Consider the following 21,211-nt stretch of genomic DNA (forward strand, 5'->3'; position numbering starts at 1 on the left):
AATTAAATTCTCTGTACAAGCAGAAAATTTGAATGCTTAAGCTATACGTAATGAGCCAGATGCCCTAACGAACAGGAAAGCGCATGAACACGACCGCAGCAACCGAACGCCTTTGGGGCGGCCGCTTCAAATCCGGACCATCGCTTGCACTGGAAAACCTTTCGCGTTCGGACCCGAGCTTCTTTCGTCTCGCGCCCTACGATCTCGCCGGCTCGCGCGCGCACGCCAACGAACTCGAACGCGCGGGAATCCTGAATGCCGCCGAGCTCGAGCAATTGCTCGCCGCGATGGACCAGATCGAGAAAGAATTGCTCGCGGGTGAACTCTCACCCATCCTCGCCGATGAAGACGTCCACACGTTCCTCGAACGCGAGTTGACGCAGCGGCTGAAAGCAGTCGGCGGCAAACTCCGCGCTGGACGTTCACGCAACGATCAGGCGGCGAACGACCTGCGTTTGTATCTGCGGGACAAGGCGCGCACGCTCGCGGTCGCGGTGAATGAACTGCAGGATGCGCTGATCGAACAAGCCAGTGCACACGTGGAAACCATCACGGCCGGCTTCACGCATTTGCAGCCCGCGCAGCCAATCGTGTTCGCGCATCAGTTGCTCGCACACGCGCAATCGGTTTATCGCGATGTCGATCGTCTGGTCGACTGGGACCGGCGTTCCGCGCGTTCGCCGTTGGGCGCGGCGGCGCTTGCAGGCTCCGCAATCTGCTTGCGTGCTGATTTGTCGGCGCTGGAACTCGGCTACGACGGCCCGTGCGAGAACTCCATCGATGCCGTCGCATCGCGCGACCACGTTGCTGAATTCACGTTCGTCCTGAGCATGTTGTCGGTGAATCTTTCGCGGCTTTCGGAGGAGGTCATCTTGTGGACATCGCGGCAATTTCGCTGGGTCGAACTCGACGATGCCTACGCCACGGGCAGCTCGATCATGCCGCAGAAAAAGAACTCGGATATAGCAGAACTGACGCGCGGAAAAGCCGGTCGGCTGATCGGCAACCTGAGCGGCTTGCTCGCCACGCTGAAGTCGTTGCCGCTCGCGTATAACCGCGACCTGGCCGAAGACAAGATCGCGGCGTTCGACAGCATCGATACACTCGAACTCGTGCTGCCCGCAATGGCCGGTATGATCCGCACAATGCGCGTGAACGTGGCCGAAATGCGGGCGCAGGCGCCGCTCGGGTTTACGCTTGCAACCGAAGTTGCCGACTGGCTGGCGCTGCGCGGCGTGCCGTTCAGCGAGGCGCACGAGATCACCGGGGCGCTGGTGCGCGCATGCGAACAGCAAGGCATCGAACTCGGCGATGTATCGGTCGCAACGCTCGCTCAAGTCGATGCACGGCTTGAACCCGCCGTCCTCGATCACGTCACGCTGGACGCAGCGGTTGCGGCGCGCAGCGGTTATGGCGGCACCGCGCCGGTACGCGTCAAGGAACAGATCACGCGGCTGCGCGCGGCGATAGACAAACAGGCCGCATGGGCGGCCGCCTACAAGGGACCTTCATGCTGAGTGCATCGAACGACCGGGCATCGAACAATGGCGCAGCGCAGGACAGCGCCTTCGCCGATATCTCGCATTTCGAACACGTGCCGCGACGTTATTACGGGCGCTACGTGGCCTCGGCCGTGATCCTCGCGATAGTCGGGTATATCGTCGTGGCGTTCGCGCGCGGGCAAATCGAATGGGCGGTCGTTGCGCGTTTCCTCACGGCCAAGTCGATCCTGAAAGGTCTGGTCAACACCATCATCATGACCATCCTCGCGATGGCGCTTGGCATTGTGCTGGGTGTGATCGTGGCGATCATGCGCCTTTCGACCAACCCTGTGCTGCGCAGCGTCGCGCATGCGTACGTGTGGTTGTTTCGCGGCACGCCGGTGATCCTGCAACTGCTTTTGTGGTTCAACCTTGCCCTGGTCTTTCCGGTCATGGGCATTCCCGGATTGTTCGAGTTCCGTACCGTCGACATCATGACGCCGTTCCTTGCCGCATTGCTCGGGCTTGGCATCAACCAGGGCGCGTACACATCGGAAGTGGTGCGCGCGGGTCTGCTTTCCGTCGATACCGGCCAGTACGAAGCAGCGAAGTCCATCGGCATGCCGAGGCTGCAGGCGTTGCGGCGCATCATCCTGCCGCAGGCAATGCGCGTGATCGTGCCGCCTATCGGCAATGAATTGATTGGCATGGCGAAACTCACGTCGCTCGCAAGCGTGATCCAGTACGCCGAGATGCTGCACAACGCCGAGAACATCTATTACGCGAACGCCCGGGTGATCGAGTTGCTGATGGTCGCGGGCGTCTGGTATCTCGTGATCGTCACCGTGCTTTCGATGCTGCAATCGCGCGTCGAAGTCCGGTTCGCGCGCGGTGCAGGCCGGGCTTCGGCGAAGCAATGACGCTTGAAATCACGGGAATAAACAAAGCCATGAATCCTCTCGTCAAAGCCGTCGATCTGCGCAAGTCCTATGGAGAGTTCCAGGCGCTGCACGGCGTTCATCTCGATGTCGAGAAAGGCGAAGTGCTCTGCATCATCGGACCATCGGGTTCGGGCAAAAGCACGTTCCTGCGCTGCATCAATCAACTCGAAACCATCAGTGGCGGCGCGTTGTGGGTGAACGGCGAACTGGTTGGATATCGGCGCGTCGAGAACAAACTGTACCCGCTCTCTGAAAAACAAATGGCGCGGCAACGGCTCGCGACCGGCATGGTGTTTCAGCGCTTCAATCTGTTCCCGCATATGACCGCGCTGGAAAATGTGATCGAAGGGCCGGTGCAAGTGCTGAAGAAGAAAAAATCCGAGGCAGTGGAAGAAGCACGGGCGTTGTTGACGCGCGTGGGCCTCGGCCACAAGTGCGATGCGTTTCCCGTCGAGCTGTCCGGCGGACAGCAGCAGCGCGTCGCCATTGCGCGCGCGTTGGCAATGCATCCGCAGCTCATGCTCTTCGATGAACCCACCTCCGCGCTCGACCCAGAACTCGTCGGCGAAGTGCTGAGCGTAATGCGCGACCTCGCCAAAAGCGGCATGACGATGATCGTCGTCACGCATGAACTCGGCTTCGCGCGCGAGGTAGCAAACCGCGTCGTATTCATGGATCAGGGCAGGATCGTGGAAACAGGGACGCCGGAACAAGTGCTGTCCCATCCGCAGCAACAACGTACGCAGGACTTCATATCCGCAGTGCTTTCCTGATTTTTCATGCGCTAACCGTATTGCACATCAACCTCTAGCTCAGGCGACTACCCATGATCGACTCCTTGTTCCGGCGCACCGTTGGCGGTTTTCTGTTAGGCGCAGTGGCGCTGACTGCATCGTTTGCACATGCTCAAACGCCGGTCGGCGGCAAAGGCACGCTAACGGCCGCCATCGTGCCGAACTATCCGCCGTTCGAATACAAGGACCCTGCCACCGACGAACTCACCGGTTTCGACGTCGACCTCGGCAACGCTTTGGCCGCGAAGATGGGCGTCAAGCTCAAGTGGGAAGAAACCAGTTTCGACCAGATGATGAGCGCGCTGACCACGCATCGTGTGGATGTGATCCTGTCTGGCATGACCGACTTGCCCGCGCGGCGCGAGTCGGTGAACTTTCTCGACTACATCAAGACCGGACCGCAGTTCTACACTTTGAAGGCAAACGGTGCGCAGTACGCGTCGATGGAAGCCGTCTGTGGCAAACGCGTGGGATCGAGCCGCCGCACATCGTTTCCTGATGATACGAAGACATGGAGCGACGCGCATTGCGTGAAGGCGGGCAAGCCTGCGGTCGTGGTGGTGGGCACAGACGGTTCCGCCGACGCCCGCCTGCAATTGCGTCAGGGCCGGCTCGACGCCGCGGTGCAAGGCGGCGAGACCCTGCCGTATCAAAACACGCTGGAAAAAGATGCCTATGCGCCGATCGGTCAACCGTTCCTCCTGCAATACACGGCGATCGGCATGGCGAAGGACAACACCGCATTGAGCGACGCCATGACGCAGGCGTTCGGAAAACTGCTCGCCGATGGCACCTACAAGAAAATCCTGACGAAATGGGGCTTGCAGGAGCATGCGGTGTCGAAGGTGGTGGTCAACTCGCAGGAATAACGAAAGTGGCCGGGTAATTTCTGCGAAATTGGCCCTGTTTCTGTGCGCCATTTCTGGCGCATGATTGCGTGTTGGCACCGGGGATCGCTCCCGGAGCCGATTCAAGCCGCCAAGGAAACAGGAGCCCGAATGTATTTGCCCGCCCACTTTGCCGAAACTCGCGTTGACGAGCTTCATCGGCTAATGAATGAGTACCCGCTTGCCGCGCTCGTCACCAACGGCCCCGACGGACTCGATGCAAACCATGTCCCGTTCGAGCTGGATGCATCGGTGGGCAGCCAGGGCGTGCTGCGAGCGCACGTCGCGCGGGCGAATCCGGTCTGGAAAGAAGTGGCGGACGGCGCCGAGGTGCTGGTGATCTTCCGTGGCCCCGAGCACTACATTTCGCCGAACTGGTACCCGAGCAAACACGAAGCGCACCGGCAAGTTCCGACCTGGAATTATCAGGTGGTCCATGCACATGGAAAAATCACGATCCGCGACGACGAAAAATTCCTTCGCGGACTCGTTGGACGGCTCACGCGAGTGCATGAGGCTGGCGAGGAAAAACCCTGGAAAATGGGCGATTCAGCGCGTGATTATATTGATTCGATGCTGCAAGCCATTGTCGGCATCGAGATCGAGATTACACGTCTTGTCGGGAAATCGAAGCTCGGCCAGAACAAGGAACGGCGCGATATTCAAGGCGCGATCGACGGCTTGCGGACCAACAGCGAACAACCACTTGCCGACGCCATGTCCATAGCGCTCGCCGCCAAACCGGAATGATGCAGCGGGCGTTGCCTCGACAACGCCCATTGTTCACTCAAGTCTCGATCAACGCTCGACCTGACGATTCCAGCGCGCGTCCCACTGCGGACGGTTCGCGTTGATCACATCCCAATCCACCGTGTTGACCTTCTTCACGAGGTCATCGAGATTGCCGAGTTGTTGCTGCATTGCGTCGGTCATCTTCGCTTGGCGGTTCGTTGGAATCTGACGACCGGCGCTTGCCGCTTTGGTCTGCGCCGATGCCGAGATCATGAACGCCGCGAGTTTTTGCGCGAGTTCGGGATCGGGATTATTCGCGACCACGCATTCATCCACGAGCAACAGCACCGGACCTTCCTTCGGGTTTACGTACGCAACCGGAATGCCCTTCGTTTGCAGGTCGCCGGCAGCCGTCGGGGTGAGCGGGAACAGACCAGCCTGACCCGTTTGCACCATCTCGGAGATCTTCGCCGAGTTCGGAATGTACTCGATCACGTTCTTGCCCACGGTGCTTTGCCACTTCGTGAAGCCGGGTTCCACGTTCTTTTCGGTGCCGCCTTCGAGGCGATTGATCATCAGGAAACCATGCAGCCCGAACGTGCTGCTCGATGCCGACTGGAACACCACTTTGTCCTTGTATTTCGGATCGGCGAAGTCCATCCACGAGGTTGGCGGCGCCCAGCCTTTTTCCTTGAAGAGCTTCGTGTTGTATGCGATGCCGGTCATGCCAAGCTGTACGCCTGCGCCGATATCGTCCTTCATGCGCGCGAACGGATAGAGCTGCTGGATTTCGGGGCCGGACGTCATCTTCTGGCATACGCCCATGCTGACGGCGCGGGCCATCACGCCATCGTCGAGGAATACTACGTGGATTTGCGGTTTTGCTTTATTCGCCAAAAGCTTCGCCAGGATGTCCGAGGACGTGCCCGGGACGACGACGACCTTGACGTTGTTGGCTTTTTCGAATTCGGGAAGGACCTCGCTCGTGTAGGCCTTTTCCATCGGGCCGCCGTTCATGCCGATGTAGATGGTTTTGGTTTCCGCGTGCGCGGGGAATGCGGACATCAGGCCCACAGTGAAGAGGGCGCTCGTGAGACTCGCTAATGCTTTTTTCATTGGAGTTGATCCTTGGTAACAGGGTGTTTTTTTGGTCTTTTTTCTTTTTGCGTTTTGCGTTTTGCGTTTTATGGCTGGTTCTTTGCTCGGTTGCTGCTTTCTGCGTCTGCGCGCGTTCCGCTCTAATTGATTTCTTTAGCACTATTGGCCACTGTGCGTGGCGGCACTTCATTTCTTTTTCCAACGGCGAAAAAGAAACGAAGCAAAGAAAACGCCTTTCCACCACGGGCTCATAAGTGTCCACAGCGTGCAGTTTTTAACTGCTTGGTACCCCAAAAGCACGCTCGGCAAATAACCACGTCCCGCTGAAACCCTCCCCCTCCGTCAACAGATACCCACACGCTTCGCCACCAGTGTGGGTAGCCATTAACCAGGAAACCATTTCCCGCGCGTCGCGCACACGAGGCGTCAGGCGGCAGCAACTCCCGCCCATCTCTTAATCGAAAAACTATCTATCGGCGTACTCGTCGTGCCGTCTATCACTAAATCCGCCAGTACTTCGCCAACCCCAGGCGCAAGCAAAAAGCCTCCGCCAGAAAAACCGAAAGCATGCAGAAGCTTTGGCGTTGTTTGGCTAAAGCCAATCACGGGGTTGTCGTCGGACGTGGCACCCTCTACGCCAGTCCAGGTTCGCAACAACAATGCGTGTCGAAGCCTTGGCAATAACTCACATGCCGCCCTCATCACCTTGCGCGTCGTCTCGGTTAGCGGCTGCGCGTATTCACCGTCACCCAAACCACGGCCGCCGCCAATCACCACGTTTCCACGCGATACCTGACGCGCATAAATGCCACCGCCATAAACGCCCAGATTGTGATCGATGAAAAACGGCAGCGGCTCAGTCACCCACATGTTCGGATAGATCGGTTCCATAGGAATGGACTCGCCGAAAAATCCAGCCACAACATTGCCCCATGCGCCCGCCGAATTGATCAGCCAGTCGGCTCGCGCCTCGATCGTCGCACCCGAATCGTGGCGCGCCTGGATCACGAATTCATCGCCATTTCGCGTGATACTGGTCACGGAAGTCTGCTCGCGAACGTCCGCTCCCGCCGCACGTGCAGCACGCGCAAATGCGGGCGATACGATTCGCGGGTTTGCGTGGCCATCGCCAGGACATAAGGAACCGCCGAGCGCCGCCGGACCAAGCCAGGGATATCGCCGGCGAAACGATGGACCACTCATCACCTCCAAATCAAGGCCGAATGGATTCGCAAGCTGCGCGTACGCTTCGAGCGCAGCGAGATCGGCTTCGCTGCGAGCAAGCCGCAAATGACCCGATACAACAAACTCGCCATCCGTACCTACCAATTCCGGCAGCCGGTTCCAGATCGCGCGCGCACGTACAGCCAGCGGCAATTGCGTGGCAGGCCGCCCTTGCCGGCGCACGCCGCCATAATTCACGCCGCTCGCCTGCGCGCCGCAATAGCGTCGCTCGAACAGCCCGACCTTCAGCCCGCGTCTCGCGAGCATCAGCGCCGCCGACGACCCGACCAGGCCGCCGCCCACTATCACTACGTCGAAACGCAAGGTTTCATTCATCGCGGGCATGCTCCGGGATCGGGGAGAGATCGGCCTCGTCGCTCATGTCCGCCATCAACGCAATCGATAAAGGCACCGGCTTGATCGGCGCCTGTCCGCGCAAACGGCCGACACCGGCGATGCTCTTGCCCGTCTCCGCGCTCAGCAGTTCGGCTGCGGCCGCGCCACACATGCGCCCCTGGCATCGACCCATGCCAACGCGCGTCAGCGCCTTCAGCCGGTTGATCTCGCTTGCTTCGCCGCCGCGAATGCACCGTCGTAATGTGCCTGCCGTGATTTCCTCGCAACGGCATACGGTCATGTCGTCGGGCCATGCCGACGCACAATCGGATGGCGGCGCAAAGGCCTGCTCCAATCCCACGCGAAACTGCGCAATGCTGGCCAGTTGCCGGTCGAGTTTCGATGTATCGCCAGCGTTCGCAGCGGGATGGTCGAGGTCTTCGAGCATTGCCAATGCAGCACGCCGTCCCGCCAGTTCAGCAGCATCCGCACCGGCGATTCCGGCGCCGTCGCCGGCGAGATAGACGCCGGGCACCGAGCTGCGGCCGGCGGCGTCGCGTTCGGGCAACCATGCACGATTGAGCGTATCGAAACGAAAGCGGCAACCCGCAAGGTCGGCGAGCTGCGTCTCGGAACGCAGGCCATATCCAAAGCCGATGGCATCGCATGGGATCGTCATCTCGCGCGCGCCGTCACTGAACGTGATGCCTTGAACCGCGCCGTGCCCGTCAGCGCGCACGATCTTCACGCCCCGTTCGATACGCACACCGTGCGCCGCAAGCCAGCCGACGTAAAACAGGCCTTTTGCGAACGTCGACGGTTGCCTCAACAAACGCGGCGTCGCGGCAAATTGTTTGGAGAACGGATTGGTATCGAGTATTGCTTCGACCTGCGCGCCCGCCTTCGCGTATTGATATGCGACGAGATAAAGCAGCGGCCCGGTTCCGGCAAACACCACGCGCCGCCCGATCGCGCAGCCTTGCGCTTTCAACGCAATCTGCGATGCACCCAGCGTATAGACGCCCGGCAGCGTCCATCCGGGAAACGGCAAGATGCGATCCGTCGCGCCCGTCGCAATGATCAGATGCGAGTAAGGCACTGTGCGCTGACGCCCTGCATGAAATGTGTCGAGTCGTCCCGCCCCGCATCCCCAGACCAGCGTATCGGGCCGGTAGTCGAGCTTCGACATCATGCTCGCCATTGTTGAATGCACCGCGTCTGCCTTGCCCGCTTCCATTCCATAGAGCGCGCTTTTGTCGCGGACGAAGCCTGCATCAGCCGGCGGTTGCCGGTAAATCTGGCCGCCCGCACGCGACGCTTCATCGATGACAACCGGCCTCAAGCCCGCCATCACCAGCGTTTCGGCCGCGCGCACGCCCGCAGGCCCGGCGCCAACAATCACAATGCTCTTTTGATCGCTCATGCCTCGATGGGCCGCGTCTGGATACGCATGCCGTCCTTGATGATTGTCGAACACGCCCTGATCCGCGTGCCGTCTTCCAGTTGAACCCAGCAGTCCTGGCACGCACCCATCAGACAAAATCCCGCGCGCGGTTCGCCGCTGAATTCGGTGTTACGGACTCGCCGCGTGCTCAGCAAGATTGCGCTCAGAACAGTGTCACCGGCCAATGCGGTTGCAGATGTACCATCCAGTACAAAATTGACCGCCGGGCGATCTGTCTCCGTCAAACGAACGAATTGCGGCTGTGGGTCTGTTGTCATGGGCTCGAATCAATGCGAACCGATCAGGATGCGGTTCAGTCCATACACGCGATCAAGCAGGATCATCGCGCCCGCGGTGATGAAGATCACGAGCGCGGAGACCGACGCCATCATCGGGTCGATGGATTCCGTTGCGTACATATACATGCGCACGGGCAATGTCACCGTTTGCGGCGACGTCACGAAAATGGACATGGTCAATTCATCGAAGCTGTTGATGAACGCAAGCAGCCAGCCGCCGGTGATGCCCGGCAAGATCATCGGCAGCGTGATACGGCGAAACGACGTCCATCGATCAGCGCCGAGCGACTGCGCCGCATGCTCGATGCTGCGGTCCATTCCGCTCACCGAAGCCAGCACGAGCCGCATCACGAACGGCGTAATGATGATCATGTGCGCCGCGACGAGCCACGTGAACGAGCCGGTTGCGCCGATCATCGCGAAGAAACGCAGGAACGCGATGCCAAGCACGAGGCTCGGAATCACCAACGGCGAGAGGAACAGGCCGTTGAGAAATTCGCGTCCCGGAAAACGTTCACGTCCGATGGCAAGCGCCGCCGGCAAGGCGAGCGCAAGCGACAAAGTCGCCGATGCAAACGCAAGCTTGATGCTGTTCGCGAACGCCGAGATGAAATCCGGATAGTCGAGAATCGCGCGGAACCAGCGCAGCGACAATCCGTGCGTGGGCAACGTGAGCGTCTGCTCCGGCGTGAACGCAACCAGCACCACGATCACCAGCGGCGCAAGCACGAACAGGATCACGAGCGTATGAAAACTCAGCGCAATGAGGCCGTTCTTTCGCATGGCGGTCTCCTTAGCCGAGGCTTCTGGAGTAACGACGCTCCAGAACCCTGTAGTACGTGATCATGATGATGAGGTTCGCGATCAGCAACAAAATGGCGATGGTCGCGCCGAGCGGCCAGTTGAGCGATCCGAGGAATTCATCGTAGACGGCAGTCGCCGCCACTTTCAGACGACGTCCGCCGAGCAAACCGGGAATTGCAAACGCGCTCGCCGATAACCCGAACACCATCAGGCTGCCCGAGAGGATGCCGGGCGCGACTTGCGGCAATACGATGCGTCGAAGCGTTGTAGCCGGCGACGCCATCAGCGAAAGCGCCGCGTTCTCCACTTGCGGATCGAGCTTTTGCAACGAGGTCCAGACGGGAATCACCATGAACGGCAACATCACGTGCACGAGCGCGATCACGATCGCAAACGTCGTGTATTCGAGCTTGTACGGACCCATGCCGAACAACCCGAAGAACTGGTTCACAATGCCGCCGGTATTGAGCAACATGCTCCAGCCGAACGCGCGCACAACCACGGAAACGAGCAAGGGCGCAAGGATCACGAGCAGGAACATCGAACGCCATGGATCGCGCATCCGGTACAACACGTAGGCCTCGGGCGCACCGATCACCACACACAGCAACGTGGTCAGGATCGCGATGCCGAAGGTCCGCGCGAAAATCGTCTGGTAATAGCTGTCCGTGAGCACCTCGGCGTAATTGCCGAACTGGAACGCTGCAATGGGTCCGCTGGCCGGATCGAACTTGTAGAAGGTGAGTACGACCGTCATTGCGAGCGGCGTGAGCACGAGCACCGCGAACAAGATGAACGCGGGCAGGCTCATCATCCACGGCGGCACGAACGCGTGCCAAGGCGCACGCGGCTTGTTGAGCGTGCCCTTCGCGGATGGATCGGTGGATTCGAGCATGCTAGCCATGACTTGCTTCCTGAATCACGCGCACTGAATCGCGATGCCAGTCGATACCCACAGCCTCGCCCTCCGCTACGGGTTCGGTGCCCTCGTTCTGGCTGCAAACGAGTACTTCGCCCAGCGCGGTATCGACGCGATACAACCACTGGCTGCCCAGGAAGAATCGGCTCGTCACGGTTGCCGACAACCTTCCCGTTCCCACCTTGCACAAGTGCAGTTTCTCGGGACGAATGCACAAGGTCACGGTGTCGCCTTCGCGCCAGACCGTTCCCGCATCGATGCATGCAATACCCGTCAGGTCGTGGCCGAGGTCCACGTGCACTTCGTTCGAACGCGCTTCGGTCACCTTGCCCGCGAGCATGTTCGCCTTGCCGATAAACTGCGACACGAAGCGATTCTCCGGCCGCTCATACGCGCGATACGGCGAGTCCACTTGTGTAACGCGCCCGGCTTCCATCACGACCACACGATCGCTGATCGACAAGGCTTCGGATTGATCGTGCGTGACCATCACGGTCGTCGTGCCGACCTTGCGCTGGATGGTGCGCAATTCGAACTGCATCTCTTCGCGCAGCTTGGCGTCGAGGTTGGACATGGGTTCATCGAGCAGCAGAACCGGCGGCTTGATTACGAGCGCGCGCGCGATTGCCACACGCTGGCGCTGACCGCCCGAAAGTTCACGCGGATAGCGCGCGGCGAACGCATCGAGCCGCACGAGCGAAAGCGCTTCACGAATCCGCTCGGTGCATTCGGCCTTGCTCACGCCGCGCATCTCCAGACCGAAACCCACGTTCTGCGTGACCGTCATGTGCGGAAAAAGTGCGTAGCTTTGAAACACCACGCCCAGGCCGCGCTTGTTTGGGCGGACGTTCGTGATGTCCTTGCCATCGAGTGAAATACGGCCGCGCGTGACGTCGATAAACCCCGCGATCATTTGCAGCGTCGTGGTCTTGCCGCAACCCGAAGGTCCGAGCAACGAGACGAACTCGCCTTTTTCGACCGAGAGGCTCACGTCGCTGACGGCGTGCAGATCGCCGTAGGCTTTTGTCAGTTTGTCCAGCACGAGAAACGACACGGTGGCCTCCAGGGTCTTTTCGGAAAACAGTTGAGCAATCAGGCAGGCGACGCGATGCGCTTATCAAACAGATCGCGATGGAACAAAAGAGGAATTCCGCCGCCCGATCGACGCGCCGCGGTTAGCGCGCTTCGGGCGGCAAGGTCGACGCCAGGGTACGACATCTTGGACTTCTATTATTGATTAAACGTCGAACTTGACGCCTTGCGCCAGCGGCAATTCGCGGCTGTAGTTGATCGTGTTGGTCGCGCGGCGCATGTAGCCCTTCCACGCGTCCGAACCCGATTCGCGGCCGCCGCCGGTTTCCTTTTCACCGCCGAACGCGCCGCCAATTTCAGCGCCGCTCGTGCCAATGTTTACGTTCACGATGCCGCAATCGCTGCCCGCGGCCGACATGAATTGTTCGGCTTCGCGAATGTCATTAGTGAAGATCGCCGAGGACAAACCTTGCGGCACGCCGTTCTGCAATTGCAGCGCATCGGCGAAATCGTCGTAGGTCAGGACGTAGAGGATCGGTGCGAAGGTCTCGCGTTCGACCACAGCCGTTTGCGCCGGCATGCGCACGAACGCGGGACGCACGTAATAAGCATCGGCATGACCGCCGATTTCAACGCGTTCACCGCCCTTCACGTCGCCGCCTTGCTCGCGTGCATCGCGCAACGCCTTTTGCATGGCGTCGAATGCGGCGCGGTCGACCAGCGGACCAACCAGCGTATCGCTTTCAAGCGGACTTCCCACTTTCACCGATGCAAACGCCTTCTCCAGCCGCGGCAACAGCTTGTCGACCACGCTGCTGTGAACCACGAGCCGACGCAAGGTGGTGCAACGCTGACCCGCCGTACCGACCGCTGAGAACGTCACGCCGCGCACGACGAGATCCAGGTCGGCGCTGGGCGCCACGATCACCGCGTTATTGCCGCCGAGTTCCAGAATGCTGCGGCCAAGGCGCTTCGCCAGCACTTGCGCGACTTCGATACCCATGCGCACGCTGCCCGTTGCGCTGACGAGCGGCACCTTCGTGGACTCGGTCAGCGTCTGGCCGATATCGCGTTCGCCGAGCAGCAACTGGCTCAGGCCTTCGGGCGCTGTGCCGGGATGGGTTTTATCGAATTCGCGCAAGGCTTTTTCGAACAGTGCATGACACGCAATGGCCGTCAAAGGCGTCTTCTCCGATGGCTTCCACACGACCGAATCGCCGCAGACAATCGCCAGCGCCGTATTCCACGACCACACCGCAACCGGAAAGTTGAACGCCGAAATCACGCCGACAACGCCGAGCGGATGCCACGTTTCCATCATCCGATGCCCCGGGCGCTCGGACGCGATGGTCAGGCCGTAAAGCTGGCGCGACAGACCTACCGCGAAGTCGCAGATGTCGATCATTTCCTGCACTTCGCCCAGGCCTTCGGACGTGATCTTGCCGGCTTCCAGCGTCACGAGGCTGCCGAGCGCGGCCTTGTGTTCGCGCAGCACGTTGCCGAATACGCGGATGAGTTCGCCGCGCTGCGGCGCGGGCACGGTACGCCATTTGAGGAACGCAGCATGCGCCGCGTCGATCTTGCGGGCAGCGGTCTCGGGGGTATCGACGGCGAGTTTGGCGAGCAGCGCGCCATCGAGCGGCGAGCGCGCCACGAGGGCGTCGCCCTTCCACTGGCCGAGGTCTACACCGAGTGCGCCAAGAATATCGTTCAGTTGCATCACTTCCTCTCTTTATGTCGGGTTACTGCCGGGGCGTTGTGCGCGGCGTGCCGCCATCGACATCAACGCTGCTCTGGAACTCAAGCCGGCATGAAAATACACACACGACGGCACAGAGTTTCAGGGCCTAAAAATACCGTTGCAAATGATTAATCGGTATGACTTGGTGCGCTGGACGAACCAACTTCATTGATCCAGCAATCCGGCTCTTGCGATTAGAACGCGTTTTGGCCCATCTGGCGAGGCGTAGTGTTACCGGCTTGCCAGCGCGAGCTTGAGACGACACACGCCTTCGAACACTTCAGCTTCCCCCGGCGCCGCGGCGAAAGACAGCCGCATGCTGGATTCATCGGCGTCGTGAACATAAAAGGCCGGGCCGGGCACGTAGATCACGTTCTGCTCGATTGCGCGCTTGAGTACGTCGGCCGCATGACGCCCGCCCTTCAACCGCGCCCAGACGAACATGCCGCCCTGCGGCACGACGTAGTCGATGTCGTTGGGAACGAATTGCCGCAACGCGCTCGAGAGCGCCTCGTAACGCTTCTTGTAAGCCTGCACGATAACCGGCACATGCTCCGCCAGCCGTCCGCTTTCCAGATAGCACCGCGCCGTTTCCTGCGCGAGCGGCGACGTGCAGAGATCGCTTGTCTGCTTGGCGACCAGCATGCGCCGCGTGATGGCAGGCGGCGCGATCGACCAGCCGATCCGCAAGCCCGGCGCAACGACCTTCGAGAGGCTGCCGAAATAGACGACCCAGTCGCGCGCGCCGGGAATTTCGTCGGCGAGAGCGATGACCGGCTTCACCGGGTCGCCCGAGAAACGCAGTTCGCCGTAGGGATCGTCTTCGATCAGCACGAAACGAAACCGCATCGCGAGGCGTGCGAGCGCCTCGCGGCGCTCCACCGGCAACGTCGTGCCGGTCGGGTTCGCGAAGGTCGGCACGGTGTATAGCAGCTTCGGCCGCTCGGCCGGATCGAGTGCTTCGAGTTGTTCGGTGAGCGAATCGACGTCGATGCCTTGCGCGTCCGTGCGCACAGGGATCAGCTTCGCGCCCGCAAGACGCAGCGCCTGAATCGCGGCTGGATAGGCCGGCTCTTCGATCAGCACGGCGTCGCCCGGCGCGACCAGGATCTTGATCAGCAGATCGAGGCCTTGCTGCGAGCCGGTAGTCACGATCAGATCGTCGATTTCGCGCGATACGCCGCGTTCGCTCATTAAACGCACAATCGCGCGACGCAGCGCGGGCGCGCCGGCCGTGTCGCCGTATTGCAGGCACGCGACCGGGTCCGCGCGGTAGGCCTCTTCCATTGCGTGCCCGATTCCTACGCGGTCGAACAGATCCTTCGATGGATAACCGCCCGCGAACGAGATCATCCCCGGCCGGCCGAGATATTTGAAGAGTTCGCGGATAGCGGAGCCTCGCGGCGCCTTGAACGGCTCCGTGAAATCGTAGAGATCGGACTCGGCGGTTGCGTTCACGCGGCCGCCGTCATCTTGAAGATGCCCGTTGCGTTGCCGGCATCGAAACCGAGATCGAGCACGCGACGGCCGGTGGTGTCGTCGAGAACCGTGTCGCGGCTGATGAATTCATAGAACGAACCGGGCACGTCGCGCTCGATCTGCGCACCGGTTTTATCGATGAACACACGGCGCACCGGATCCGCGCGGAACGCCGTCTGGCGGACGCGGCCCGACTTCGATATTTCGACTGAATCCTTGATAGGACGGCCGAGTGCACGCTGGGCATCGGCGACGGCGAAAACGTCGTCCACGCGGTCCGTCGCGTGATTGAACGCGTTGCCTTCGGTTGCAATCCAGGCCATTTCGGCCGATTCGGCGCGCAACGTTTCGTAATCGGCGAGATGCGGCACCGGATGCTGACGCTCGAAACATCGGACGATCACCGGCAGCAGATCGAGCGCGATGGCGAGCGGCAGCGAGCCGTCGCGCTCGAGTTCGGCGAGCGACGCGACAGCTTGCGGCGTCAGCGGATCAACGCTTTCGCCAATCACGCGCGTCACCGCCTGCTGGAATTCCGGGCTGAAACGGTCAGGATGCAACTCGCTGACGAAATACTGGGCGATGTCATCGGGGGCGTCGAGGTGTTTGTATGAACGCCCCGTCATTTTGATTCGATCGAGCGGATACGTGCCGTTCAAAACAAAACCGAGCGGCCGGAGAATGCGCGTGAACGCGGCCTCGCCGGGCGGCAGGCCGCCCGACTCGCACCAGCGCACAGTGCGCAACGCGCCGTGGTCGAACTGAACGCGGGTTTGCGTGTGCTGTACGTCGTCCGTGTACGCGCGGCCGCTTGGCACGCGTTCGAGCAGGTCCGCGAACAGCGCCATGTTCATTGCCTGAGCGAGCTCGGCGCGAGTGACAGTGCCGGACGTGAAGGTGTTCATCGCGGCGGGCAAGTTCATCAAACGCACTAACCCGGCGACCTTTGTCTCAGGGACAACCGTGGTAAGCAAGGCGGCAAGATTGGAATTCATTTTTCCTTGGTTCCGACTGATCCAGCAAGGCAGACGCTTCAAGCTCGATCAGCGCTGTAAGCAATTCAACACGAGCCGATTCTGCGGCGCGTCAAAAAGCCACGCAATTGATATAAACTCATTAGTTGGTTCTGAAAACGCACCAAGTGCCTTTTTCAATCAGTTAAAGAGACAGGCAATACATGAGAAAAGGCATCCCCAATCTGGTCGCGCTGCAGATTTTCGAAGCTGCTGCGCGCCATGAGAGCTTTACCCGCGCCGCCAACGAACTCGCGCTGACGCAAAGCGCGGTGTGCAGGCAGGTGGCATCGCTGGAAAGCCGGCTGGGGGTCGCGTTGTTCCTGCGGATCAAGAAACGCATTGTGCTGACTACGCACGGAAGGCAGTACGCCGCGCTCGTGCGCAAGAACCTCGACCGGATCGAACGTGACACGCTTGAACTAATGGCGCAGCGCGGTGTGGGGCGCATTCTCGAAATCGCCGTGGTGCCAACGCTGGCAAGCCAGTGGCTGATTCCGCGTTTGCCGCAATTTCGCGCGTTGCGCCCCGATATCACGGTGAATCTCTCCATCCGTACCGAACCGTTTCTATTCAGCGATTCCCCTTTCGATGCCGCCCTGTACTTCGGCGATTCAGTCTGGCCAGGCACGCAAGGCAAGCTGCTGTTCCGCGAAGGAAAGGTCGTGCCGGTGTGCAGTCCGTCGTTGCTGGCGGGCGCCGTGCCGGTGTCGCTGGAACAGCTGACGGATCTGCCGCTGCTGCATTTATCGACGAGACCGGACGCGTGGCGCACCTGGTTCCGGCTGAACGGACTCGAACACGATGTCCGTGCGGTGCGGGGCGCGCGATACGAATTGTTCACCATGCTCACCAGCGCGGCGCAGGCAGGTCTGGGGGTCGCGCTGCTGCCGGAGATTTTGCTGGCGGATGAATTGTCGTCGGGAAGGCTGATGGTGCCGCTCGATAAACCCATGACTGGCACGTCCGGCTATTACCTCGTCGCCCCCGATGAAATCGCGCAGGACGAACCGTTCGTGGCGCTGTCGGAATGGCTGAGTTCGATTGTGCCGCGAATGGAGGAAGTGGCATTGAAAGCGTAAAGACGCGCAAAGCGTCAAAATAGGCACTCACCGCCCCCACCGGAGACACACCTTGGCGCAAACGAAAATCCCCGCCGTCTACATGCGTGGCGGCACGAGCAAGGGCGTGTTCTTCCGTCGCGACTGGCTGCCCGCCGACCCCGCGCTGCGAGACCGCATCCTCATGCGCGTGATCGGCAGCCCCGACCCCTACGGGCAGCATATCGACGGCATGGGCGGCGCCACGTCCAGCACCAGCAAGGTCGTGATCATCGGGCCGTCGTCGCGTGACGATTGTGACGTTGACTATCGGTTCGGACAGGTCGCTATCGACAAACCCGTCGTCGACTGGTCCGGCAACTGCGGCAACCTGACCTCCGCGGTGGGTCCGTTCGCGATCGCCCAGGGTCTGGTCGATGCCCCGCGCGACGGCATCGCCACCGTCCGGATCTGGCAGGCCAACATCAACGCAAAGATCATCGCCCACGTTCCCATGCGCGACGGTGAAGTCGTGGAAGAAGGCGATTTCGAGCTCGATGGCGTGACGTTTCCCGCAGCGGAAATCCGCATCGAATTCCTCGACCCGGCCGGCGATGGCGAAAGCCCGGACACCGCCATGTTCCCGACAGGAAATGCATCGGACGTGCTGAACATACCGGGCGTCGGCGCCGTGGAAATGACCATGATCAACGCGGGCAACCCCGCCATTTTCATCGATGCAGCAGCGTTGGGGCTGGTCGGCAACGAACTTCAGCGCGACGTGAACGGCGACGCCGCCTTGCTTCACAAAGCCGAAGCAATACGCTCGCACGCGGCGGTCCGCATGGGCCTCGCGACGACCGCCGATGAAGCCACCCAGTCAAGGCCGCATACGCCCAAGCTCGCGTTCGTCGCAAAACCAACTGGCTATGTGGCATCCAGCGGCAAGCCCATTGACGCAACCACGCTCGATATCAACGCGCGCATCTTTTCGATGGGCAAGCTTCACCACGCGATGACCGGAACCGGCGCAGTCGCCATCGCGGTTGCGGCGGCGATTCCCGGCACGCTGGTCAACCGGCTCGTGCCGGATTCGCACGGGTCGATCCGTTTCGGGCATCCATCGGGAAGTCTTGCGGTCGGTGCGGAGACCAGACAGACAAACGATGACTGGATTGTGACAAAAGCCATCATGAGCCGCAGCGCGCGCAGGTTGATGGAAGGCTTCGTGTTCGTGCCGTCCACGGTCTTTGATGCCTGAGCGATGCCTGACTGATGCCTGAGCATCCGGTCAGGCTTTCACCATTAGGTTGACTAAGCATTACCTAATTACCTGAACCACGAAGTTTCAAAGACGATTTTCAGTCTTCACCCACGCCGATAGCGTCAATTAAAAGACGCGCCATTTATTTTTGATTTTTATCGGCGGCGCGTGCCAATATTTTCCTCTTACGATCAGCCATAGCGTGGTTGAGGCATCAACTCGTTTCAATCTCCCGCCAGACGCCGCCCAAGGCAATCGCGCGCTTTACGCGCACATCCTGCTTAAGCTCACCACACCGTCCAGGAAAATATCGCTCATGGTCTTGACACGCCTTCGCGTTCTCCACGTCTTTTCTGCCGCCCTCGTGCTGCTCGCGGCGATTGGGCGCCCCGTTTACGCGCAGTACTCAACCGACTGGGTCGCGAACACATACGGGACAAGCTCTACCTACGTAGGCAACGGCGCCCGATCAATGTGGATCGCGCCCGAAGGCATCATCTATACAGCGTCGCTCTGGGATGAAAACGAAGGCGGCATTGCGATCTACCAGAACCGCCAGAACGCGGGTTCCATCGGCATACACAACGCGTTTCAGGGCAGCGCGATCACCGGCAACGCGACATCGATTTTTGCAGCGATGCAATACGACCGGAACAAGGGCAGCGGCTACGTGGGCCGATACAACCGCGCAACCAAGACCCAGGACTTCACGATCGCAGTCAGCGCGACCACGACCGAAAAGCGTGCCGATGTCATCACGGGACTCGCCACCGCCGGCTCCCTGCTCTACGCAAGCGACTTTCCGGGCAATCGCGTGCGCGTGTTCACCACCGACGGCGTCTGGCAAAGCGATATCAACGTGACCGGCCCCGGCGCGCTTGCCGTCGATACCACCGGCAACCTCTGGGTCGCGCAGAAAAACGCGGGCGCCATCGTGGAATTCAGTCCGGCCGGCACCACCATGAATACGATCCAGATGGCCGCGACGTCGCGTCCTTCAGCGCTTTATTTCGACCCAACGAATGGGCAACTCATGGTCGGCGACCAGGGGCCCGACATGAACATCAAGCTCTACCAGACCTCGGGCAGCCCGGTTCAAGCGGGCACGTTCGGCATTCAGGGCGGTTATCTCGACACCACGTCGGGCATCAAAGGCCAGGTCGGCGACAGGCGATTCACGCGCGTGGTGGGAATCGGTAAAGACACAGCCGGCAACCTCTACGTCCTCAGCAATCCGTGGGGCGGAACCTGGGACCTCGCGCGTAACGGCAACACGGACATCTACGTGTATGACGCCTCAAACATTCTTCGATGGAGACTTCAGGCGCTCAACTTCGAAGGCAACGGCGCGCCGGACCCGGGCACGGACGGCGCGTATCTCTATGGCGGTTTCAACGTCTATACCGGCACGGCCGGGGGTACTTTCGTGGCCAATACGGTGAATCCGTTCGACTATCCGGCCGACCCGCGCATCGATATCAACGATACCCAACGCGGCCAGCACTTCGCGCAACTCGCAACCGTTGGCGCAAACAGGGTCATGGTTGCAGCCGGCCAGAATCCGGGCGTGTTCAACTTCTATCACTTCAACGCGGCGAATGGTTATATCGCGATTCCGGATGGATCGCTGCCGGGCACGCTGTTCAATTCAAGCACGTTGATCACGGGCGGTTTTTCCCTCGATAGCAACGCGAACGTCTGGGCCGGTCCGGACAGGACGAACCGCATTTACTTCTATCCGCTGACAGGCTTCGATACTGACGGCAAGCCCTCATGGGGCCCGGGCTTCGCGTACGCCACGCCGAGGTCCGTCCTGCCGCTGACCCGGATCATTTATCTTGCTGACAGCGACACCCTGATCCTTGCACAAGGCATCATTGGCAGCGCGGACTGGACATCCATAGGCACGCGCATCGAGGTCTATCACGGCTGGCGCGCGGGTAATCAAAAAGCGCCGAACCCGGTGATCACCCTCACGACCGCCAACCCTAAATCAATCGCTGCGACGGGCAATTATTTGTTTGTCGGCTACGTGCATTCGGTGCCGAATATCGATGCATTCAATCTCGCGACCGGCAGTCTCGACATGACATTCACCAACAGCAACCCCGGCAACGTGGACGTGGGCAACGACGTGGATTCCATGTATGGCCTCAGGGCGTTTCTGCGCTCGACCGGGGAGTATGTGGTCACCAAGGACAACTACAACGAGTCGAGCATCATTGTTTATCGATGGACGCCGGGGGCTGTTTCGAACGCCGCTATACCTTAGCGGGCGGCTGCGGATTGTTTGCCGGGTTGGTGTCGATCTTGACGACGCGCTCGATGCCAAGCTCACCCACGAGCGCCGATAACGCGGATTGCAACGAATCGGCAATCTGCGCGGCATAGACATCCGCGCCGTCCACATACGCGGTGAACGCCCGCAGATATTTGGCCTTTTTCTCCGGGTTCTCGATCGTGTCCCTGGTCCATTGGTACAGCGGATAGTTATCTGGGCCGAGTTTTTCCGCTTCGTCGACGTAGCCGGCAAACGCGTCGAACTGACACACCAAAGATGCGTCGTGCCGGCGCAGCACGTCGTTCAACGACGCGGGCATGTTCTGCGAATCGTCGCGCAAAGTCGTGGCGAGTTCGGATGAAACGGTGATCCTGACCTGGTACAACCATGCATCGCTCATGT

19 protein-coding genes are annotated in these 21,211 nt (G+C 60.5%); 8 read left to right on the plus strand and 11 right to left on the minus strand.

Going from position 1 to position 21,211, the window contains the following annotated elements:
- The first annotated feature begins 83 nt into the window (after nt 1-83).
- From argH to HB633_RS16390, 5 genes are all read left to right on the plus strand, one after another.
- Nucleotides 84-1,517 (plus strand): argininosuccinate lyase, encoded by a 1,434-nt coding sequence (argH, locus tag HB633_RS16370; protein ID WP_213779217.1) that lies wholly within the window; start codon nt 84-86, stop codon nt 1,515-1,517.
- Entirely contained in the window at nt 1,511-2,401 is an 891-nt protein-coding gene (locus tag HB633_RS16375) for an amino acid ABC transporter permease (protein WP_213779219.1), read from the plus strand. The genes argH and HB633_RS16375 overlap by 7 nt, the downstream gene beginning before the upstream one ends.
- A 29-nt stretch (nt 2,402-2,430) precedes the next feature.
- Entirely contained in the window at nt 2,431-3,195 is a 765-nt protein-coding gene (locus HB633_RS16380; RefSeq protein WP_213779221.1) for an amino acid ABC transporter ATP-binding protein, read from the plus strand.
- Between the two features lie 53 nt (nt 3,196-3,248).
- Entirely contained in the window at nt 3,249-4,085 is an 837-nt protein-coding gene (locus HB633_RS16385; protein WP_213779223.1) for an ABC transporter substrate-binding protein, read from the plus strand.
- Nucleotides 4,086-4,214: 129 nt separating this feature from the next.
- Entirely contained in the window at nt 4,215-4,853 is a 639-nt protein-coding gene (locus tag HB633_RS16390; RefSeq protein WP_213779225.1) for an FMN-binding negative transcriptional regulator, read from the plus strand.
- Nucleotides 4,854-4,901: 48 nt separating this feature from the next.
- Here HB633_RS16390 and HB633_RS16395 read toward each other — a convergent pair whose 3' ends face one another.
- The 10 genes from HB633_RS16395 to HB633_RS16440 all read right to left on the minus strand — a co-directional run bounded on the left by HB633_RS16395 (nt 4,902) and on the right by HB633_RS16440 (nt 16,206).
- Complete coding sequence (locus tag HB633_RS16395) at nt 4,902-5,900, minus strand: ABC transporter substrate-binding protein (RefSeq protein WP_255580979.1); 999 nt, start codon at nt 5,898-5,900, stop codon at nt 4,902-4,904.
- 459 nt (nt 5,901-6,359) lie between these two features.
- Nucleotides 6,360-7,493, minus strand: a complete 1,134-nt coding sequence (locus tag HB633_RS16400) for an FAD-binding oxidoreductase (RefSeq protein ID WP_213779229.1) — start codon at nt 7,491-7,493, stop codon at nt 6,360-6,362.
- Nucleotides 7,486-8,916: an NAD(P)/FAD-dependent oxidoreductase gene (locus HB633_RS16405; protein WP_213779231.1), complete on the minus strand. Its 1,431-nt coding sequence runs from the start codon at nt 8,914-8,916 to the stop codon at nt 7,486-7,488. Before HB633_RS16405 ends, HB633_RS16400 begins: the two co-directional genes overlap by 8 nt.
- Complete coding sequence (locus HB633_RS16410; RefSeq protein WP_213779233.1) at nt 8,913-9,215, minus strand: (2Fe-2S)-binding protein; 303 nt, start codon at nt 9,213-9,215, stop codon at nt 8,913-8,915. The genes HB633_RS16405 and HB633_RS16410 overlap by 4 nt, the downstream gene beginning before the upstream one ends.
- Before the next feature lie 9 nt (nt 9,216-9,224).
- On the minus strand, nt 9,225-10,019 hold the full coding sequence (locus HB633_RS16415) for an ABC transporter permease (protein WP_056356019.1): 795 nt from the start codon (nt 10,017-10,019) through the stop codon (nt 9,225-9,227).
- A gap of 10 nt (nt 10,020-10,029) precedes the next feature.
- The gene (locus HB633_RS16420) at nt 10,030-10,944 is read right to left on the minus strand and encodes an ABC transporter permease (protein ID WP_213779235.1); all 915 of its coding nucleotides are present in this window, start codon (nt 10,942-10,944) and stop codon (nt 10,030-10,032) included.
- A complete protein-coding gene (locus tag HB633_RS16425) occupies nt 10,937-12,013 on the minus strand; it encodes a polyamine ABC transporter ATP-binding protein (protein WP_213779237.1) in 1,077 nt (358 codons plus the stop codon). The genes HB633_RS16420 and HB633_RS16425 overlap by 8 nt, the downstream gene beginning before the upstream one ends.
- 183 nt (nt 12,014-12,196) lie before the next feature.
- Nucleotides 12,197-13,711, minus strand: a complete 1,515-nt coding sequence (locus HB633_RS16430; RefSeq protein ID WP_213779238.1) for an aldehyde dehydrogenase family protein — start codon at nt 13,709-13,711, stop codon at nt 12,197-12,199.
- A gap of 252 nt (nt 13,712-13,963) precedes the next feature.
- On the minus strand, nt 13,964-15,190 hold the full coding sequence (locus HB633_RS16435) for a PLP-dependent aminotransferase family protein (RefSeq protein ID WP_346730323.1): 1,227 nt from the start codon (nt 15,188-15,190) through the stop codon (nt 13,964-13,966).
- Nucleotides 15,187-16,206 carry a DUF1338 domain-containing protein gene (locus tag HB633_RS16440; protein WP_213779240.1) on the minus strand — a complete coding sequence of 340 codons (1,020 nt, stop codon included), beginning with the start codon at nt 16,204-16,206 and terminating at the stop codon, nt 15,187-15,189. The genes HB633_RS16435 and HB633_RS16440 overlap by 4 nt, the downstream gene beginning before the upstream one ends.
- 182 nt (nt 16,207-16,388) lie before the next feature.
- On the opposite strand from HB633_RS16440, the gene HB633_RS16445 reads away from it, so the two are divergent.
- From HB633_RS16445 to HB633_RS16455, 3 genes are all read left to right on the plus strand, one after another.
- Nucleotides 16,389-17,306: a LysR substrate-binding domain-containing protein gene (locus HB633_RS16445; RefSeq protein WP_213779242.1), complete on the plus strand. Its 918-nt coding sequence runs from the start codon at nt 16,389-16,391 to the stop codon at nt 17,304-17,306.
- 52 nt (nt 17,307-17,358) lie between these two features.
- The gene (prpF, locus tag HB633_RS16450; RefSeq protein ID WP_213779243.1) at nt 17,359-18,525 is read left to right on the plus strand and encodes a 2-methylaconitate cis-trans isomerase PrpF; all 1,167 of its coding nucleotides are present in this window, start codon (nt 17,359-17,361) and stop codon (nt 18,523-18,525) included.
- Nucleotides 18,526-18,844: 319 nt separating this feature from the next.
- The gene (locus HB633_RS16455) at nt 18,845-20,800 is read left to right on the plus strand and encodes an SMP-30/gluconolactonase/LRE family protein (protein ID WP_213779244.1); all 1,956 of its coding nucleotides are present in this window, start codon (nt 18,845-18,847) and stop codon (nt 20,798-20,800) included.
- On the opposite strand, the gene HB633_RS16460 is transcribed toward HB633_RS16455, so the two are convergent.
- On the minus strand, nt 20,790-21,209 hold the full coding sequence (locus HB633_RS16460; protein ID WP_213779245.1) for a hypothetical protein: 420 nt from the start codon (nt 21,207-21,209) through the stop codon (nt 20,790-20,792). The genes HB633_RS16455 and HB633_RS16460 overlap by 11 nt on opposite strands.
- Between the last annotated feature and the right edge of the window lie 2 nt (nt 21,210-21,211).

The sequence above is a fragment of the Caballeronia sp. dw_276 genome (genome assembly GCF_018449635.1).
Lineage (GTDB): Bacteria > Pseudomonadota > Gammaproteobacteria > Burkholderiales > Burkholderiaceae > Caballeronia.

Coding starts and splice junctions, on each gene's coding strand:
- argH (WP_213779217.1), top strand. CDS start 84: ATGAACACGACCGCAGCAACCGAACGCCTTTGGGGCGGCCGCTTCAAA.
- HB633_RS16375 (WP_213779219.1), top strand. CDS start 1,511: ATGCTGAGTGCATCGAACGACCGGGCATCGAACAATGGCGCAGCGCAG.
- HB633_RS16380 (WP_213779221.1), top strand. CDS start 2,431: ATGAATCCTCTCGTCAAAGCCGTCGATCTGCGCAAGTCCTATGGAGAG.
- HB633_RS16385 (WP_213779223.1), top strand. CDS start 3,249: ATGATCGACTCCTTGTTCCGGCGCACCGTTGGCGGTTTTCTGTTAGGC.
- HB633_RS16390 (WP_213779225.1), top strand. CDS start 4,215: ATGTATTTGCCCGCCCACTTTGCCGAAACTCGCGTTGACGAGCTTCAT.
- HB633_RS16395 (WP_255580979.1), bottom strand. CDS start 5,900: ATGTCCGCATTCCCCGCGCACGCGGAAACCAAAACCATCTACATCGGC.
- HB633_RS16400 (WP_213779229.1), bottom strand. CDS start 7,493: ATGAATGAAACCTTGCGTTTCGACGTAGTGATAGTGGGCGGCGGCCTG.
- HB633_RS16405 (WP_213779231.1), bottom strand. CDS start 8,916: ATGAGCGATCAAAAGAGCATTGTGATTGTTGGCGCCGGGCCTGCGGGC.
- HB633_RS16410 (WP_213779233.1), bottom strand. CDS start 9,215: ATGACAACAGACCCACAGCCGCAATTCGTTCGTTTGACGGAGACAGAT.
- HB633_RS16415 (WP_056356019.1), bottom strand. CDS start 10,019: ATGCGAAAGAACGGCCTCATTGCGCTGAGTTTTCATACGCTCGTGATC.
- HB633_RS16420 (WP_213779235.1), bottom strand. CDS start 10,944: ATGGCTAGCATGCTCGAATCCACCGATCCATCCGCGAAGGGCACGCTC.
- HB633_RS16430 (WP_213779238.1), bottom strand. CDS start 13,711: ATGCAACTGAACGATATTCTTGGCGCACTCGGTGTAGACCTCGGCCAG.
- HB633_RS16440 (WP_213779240.1), bottom strand. CDS start 16,206: ATGAATTCCAATCTTGCCGCCTTGCTTACCACGGTTGTCCCTGAGACA.
- HB633_RS16445 (WP_213779242.1), top strand. CDS start 16,389: ATGAGAAAAGGCATCCCCAATCTGGTCGCGCTGCAGATTTTCGAAGCT.
- HB633_RS16455 (WP_213779244.1), top strand. CDS start 18,845: ATGGTCTTGACACGCCTTCGCGTTCTCCACGTCTTTTCTGCCGCCCTC.
- HB633_RS16460 (WP_213779245.1), bottom strand. CDS start 21,209: ATGAGCGATGCATGGTTGTACCAGGTCAGGATCACCGTTTCATCCGAA.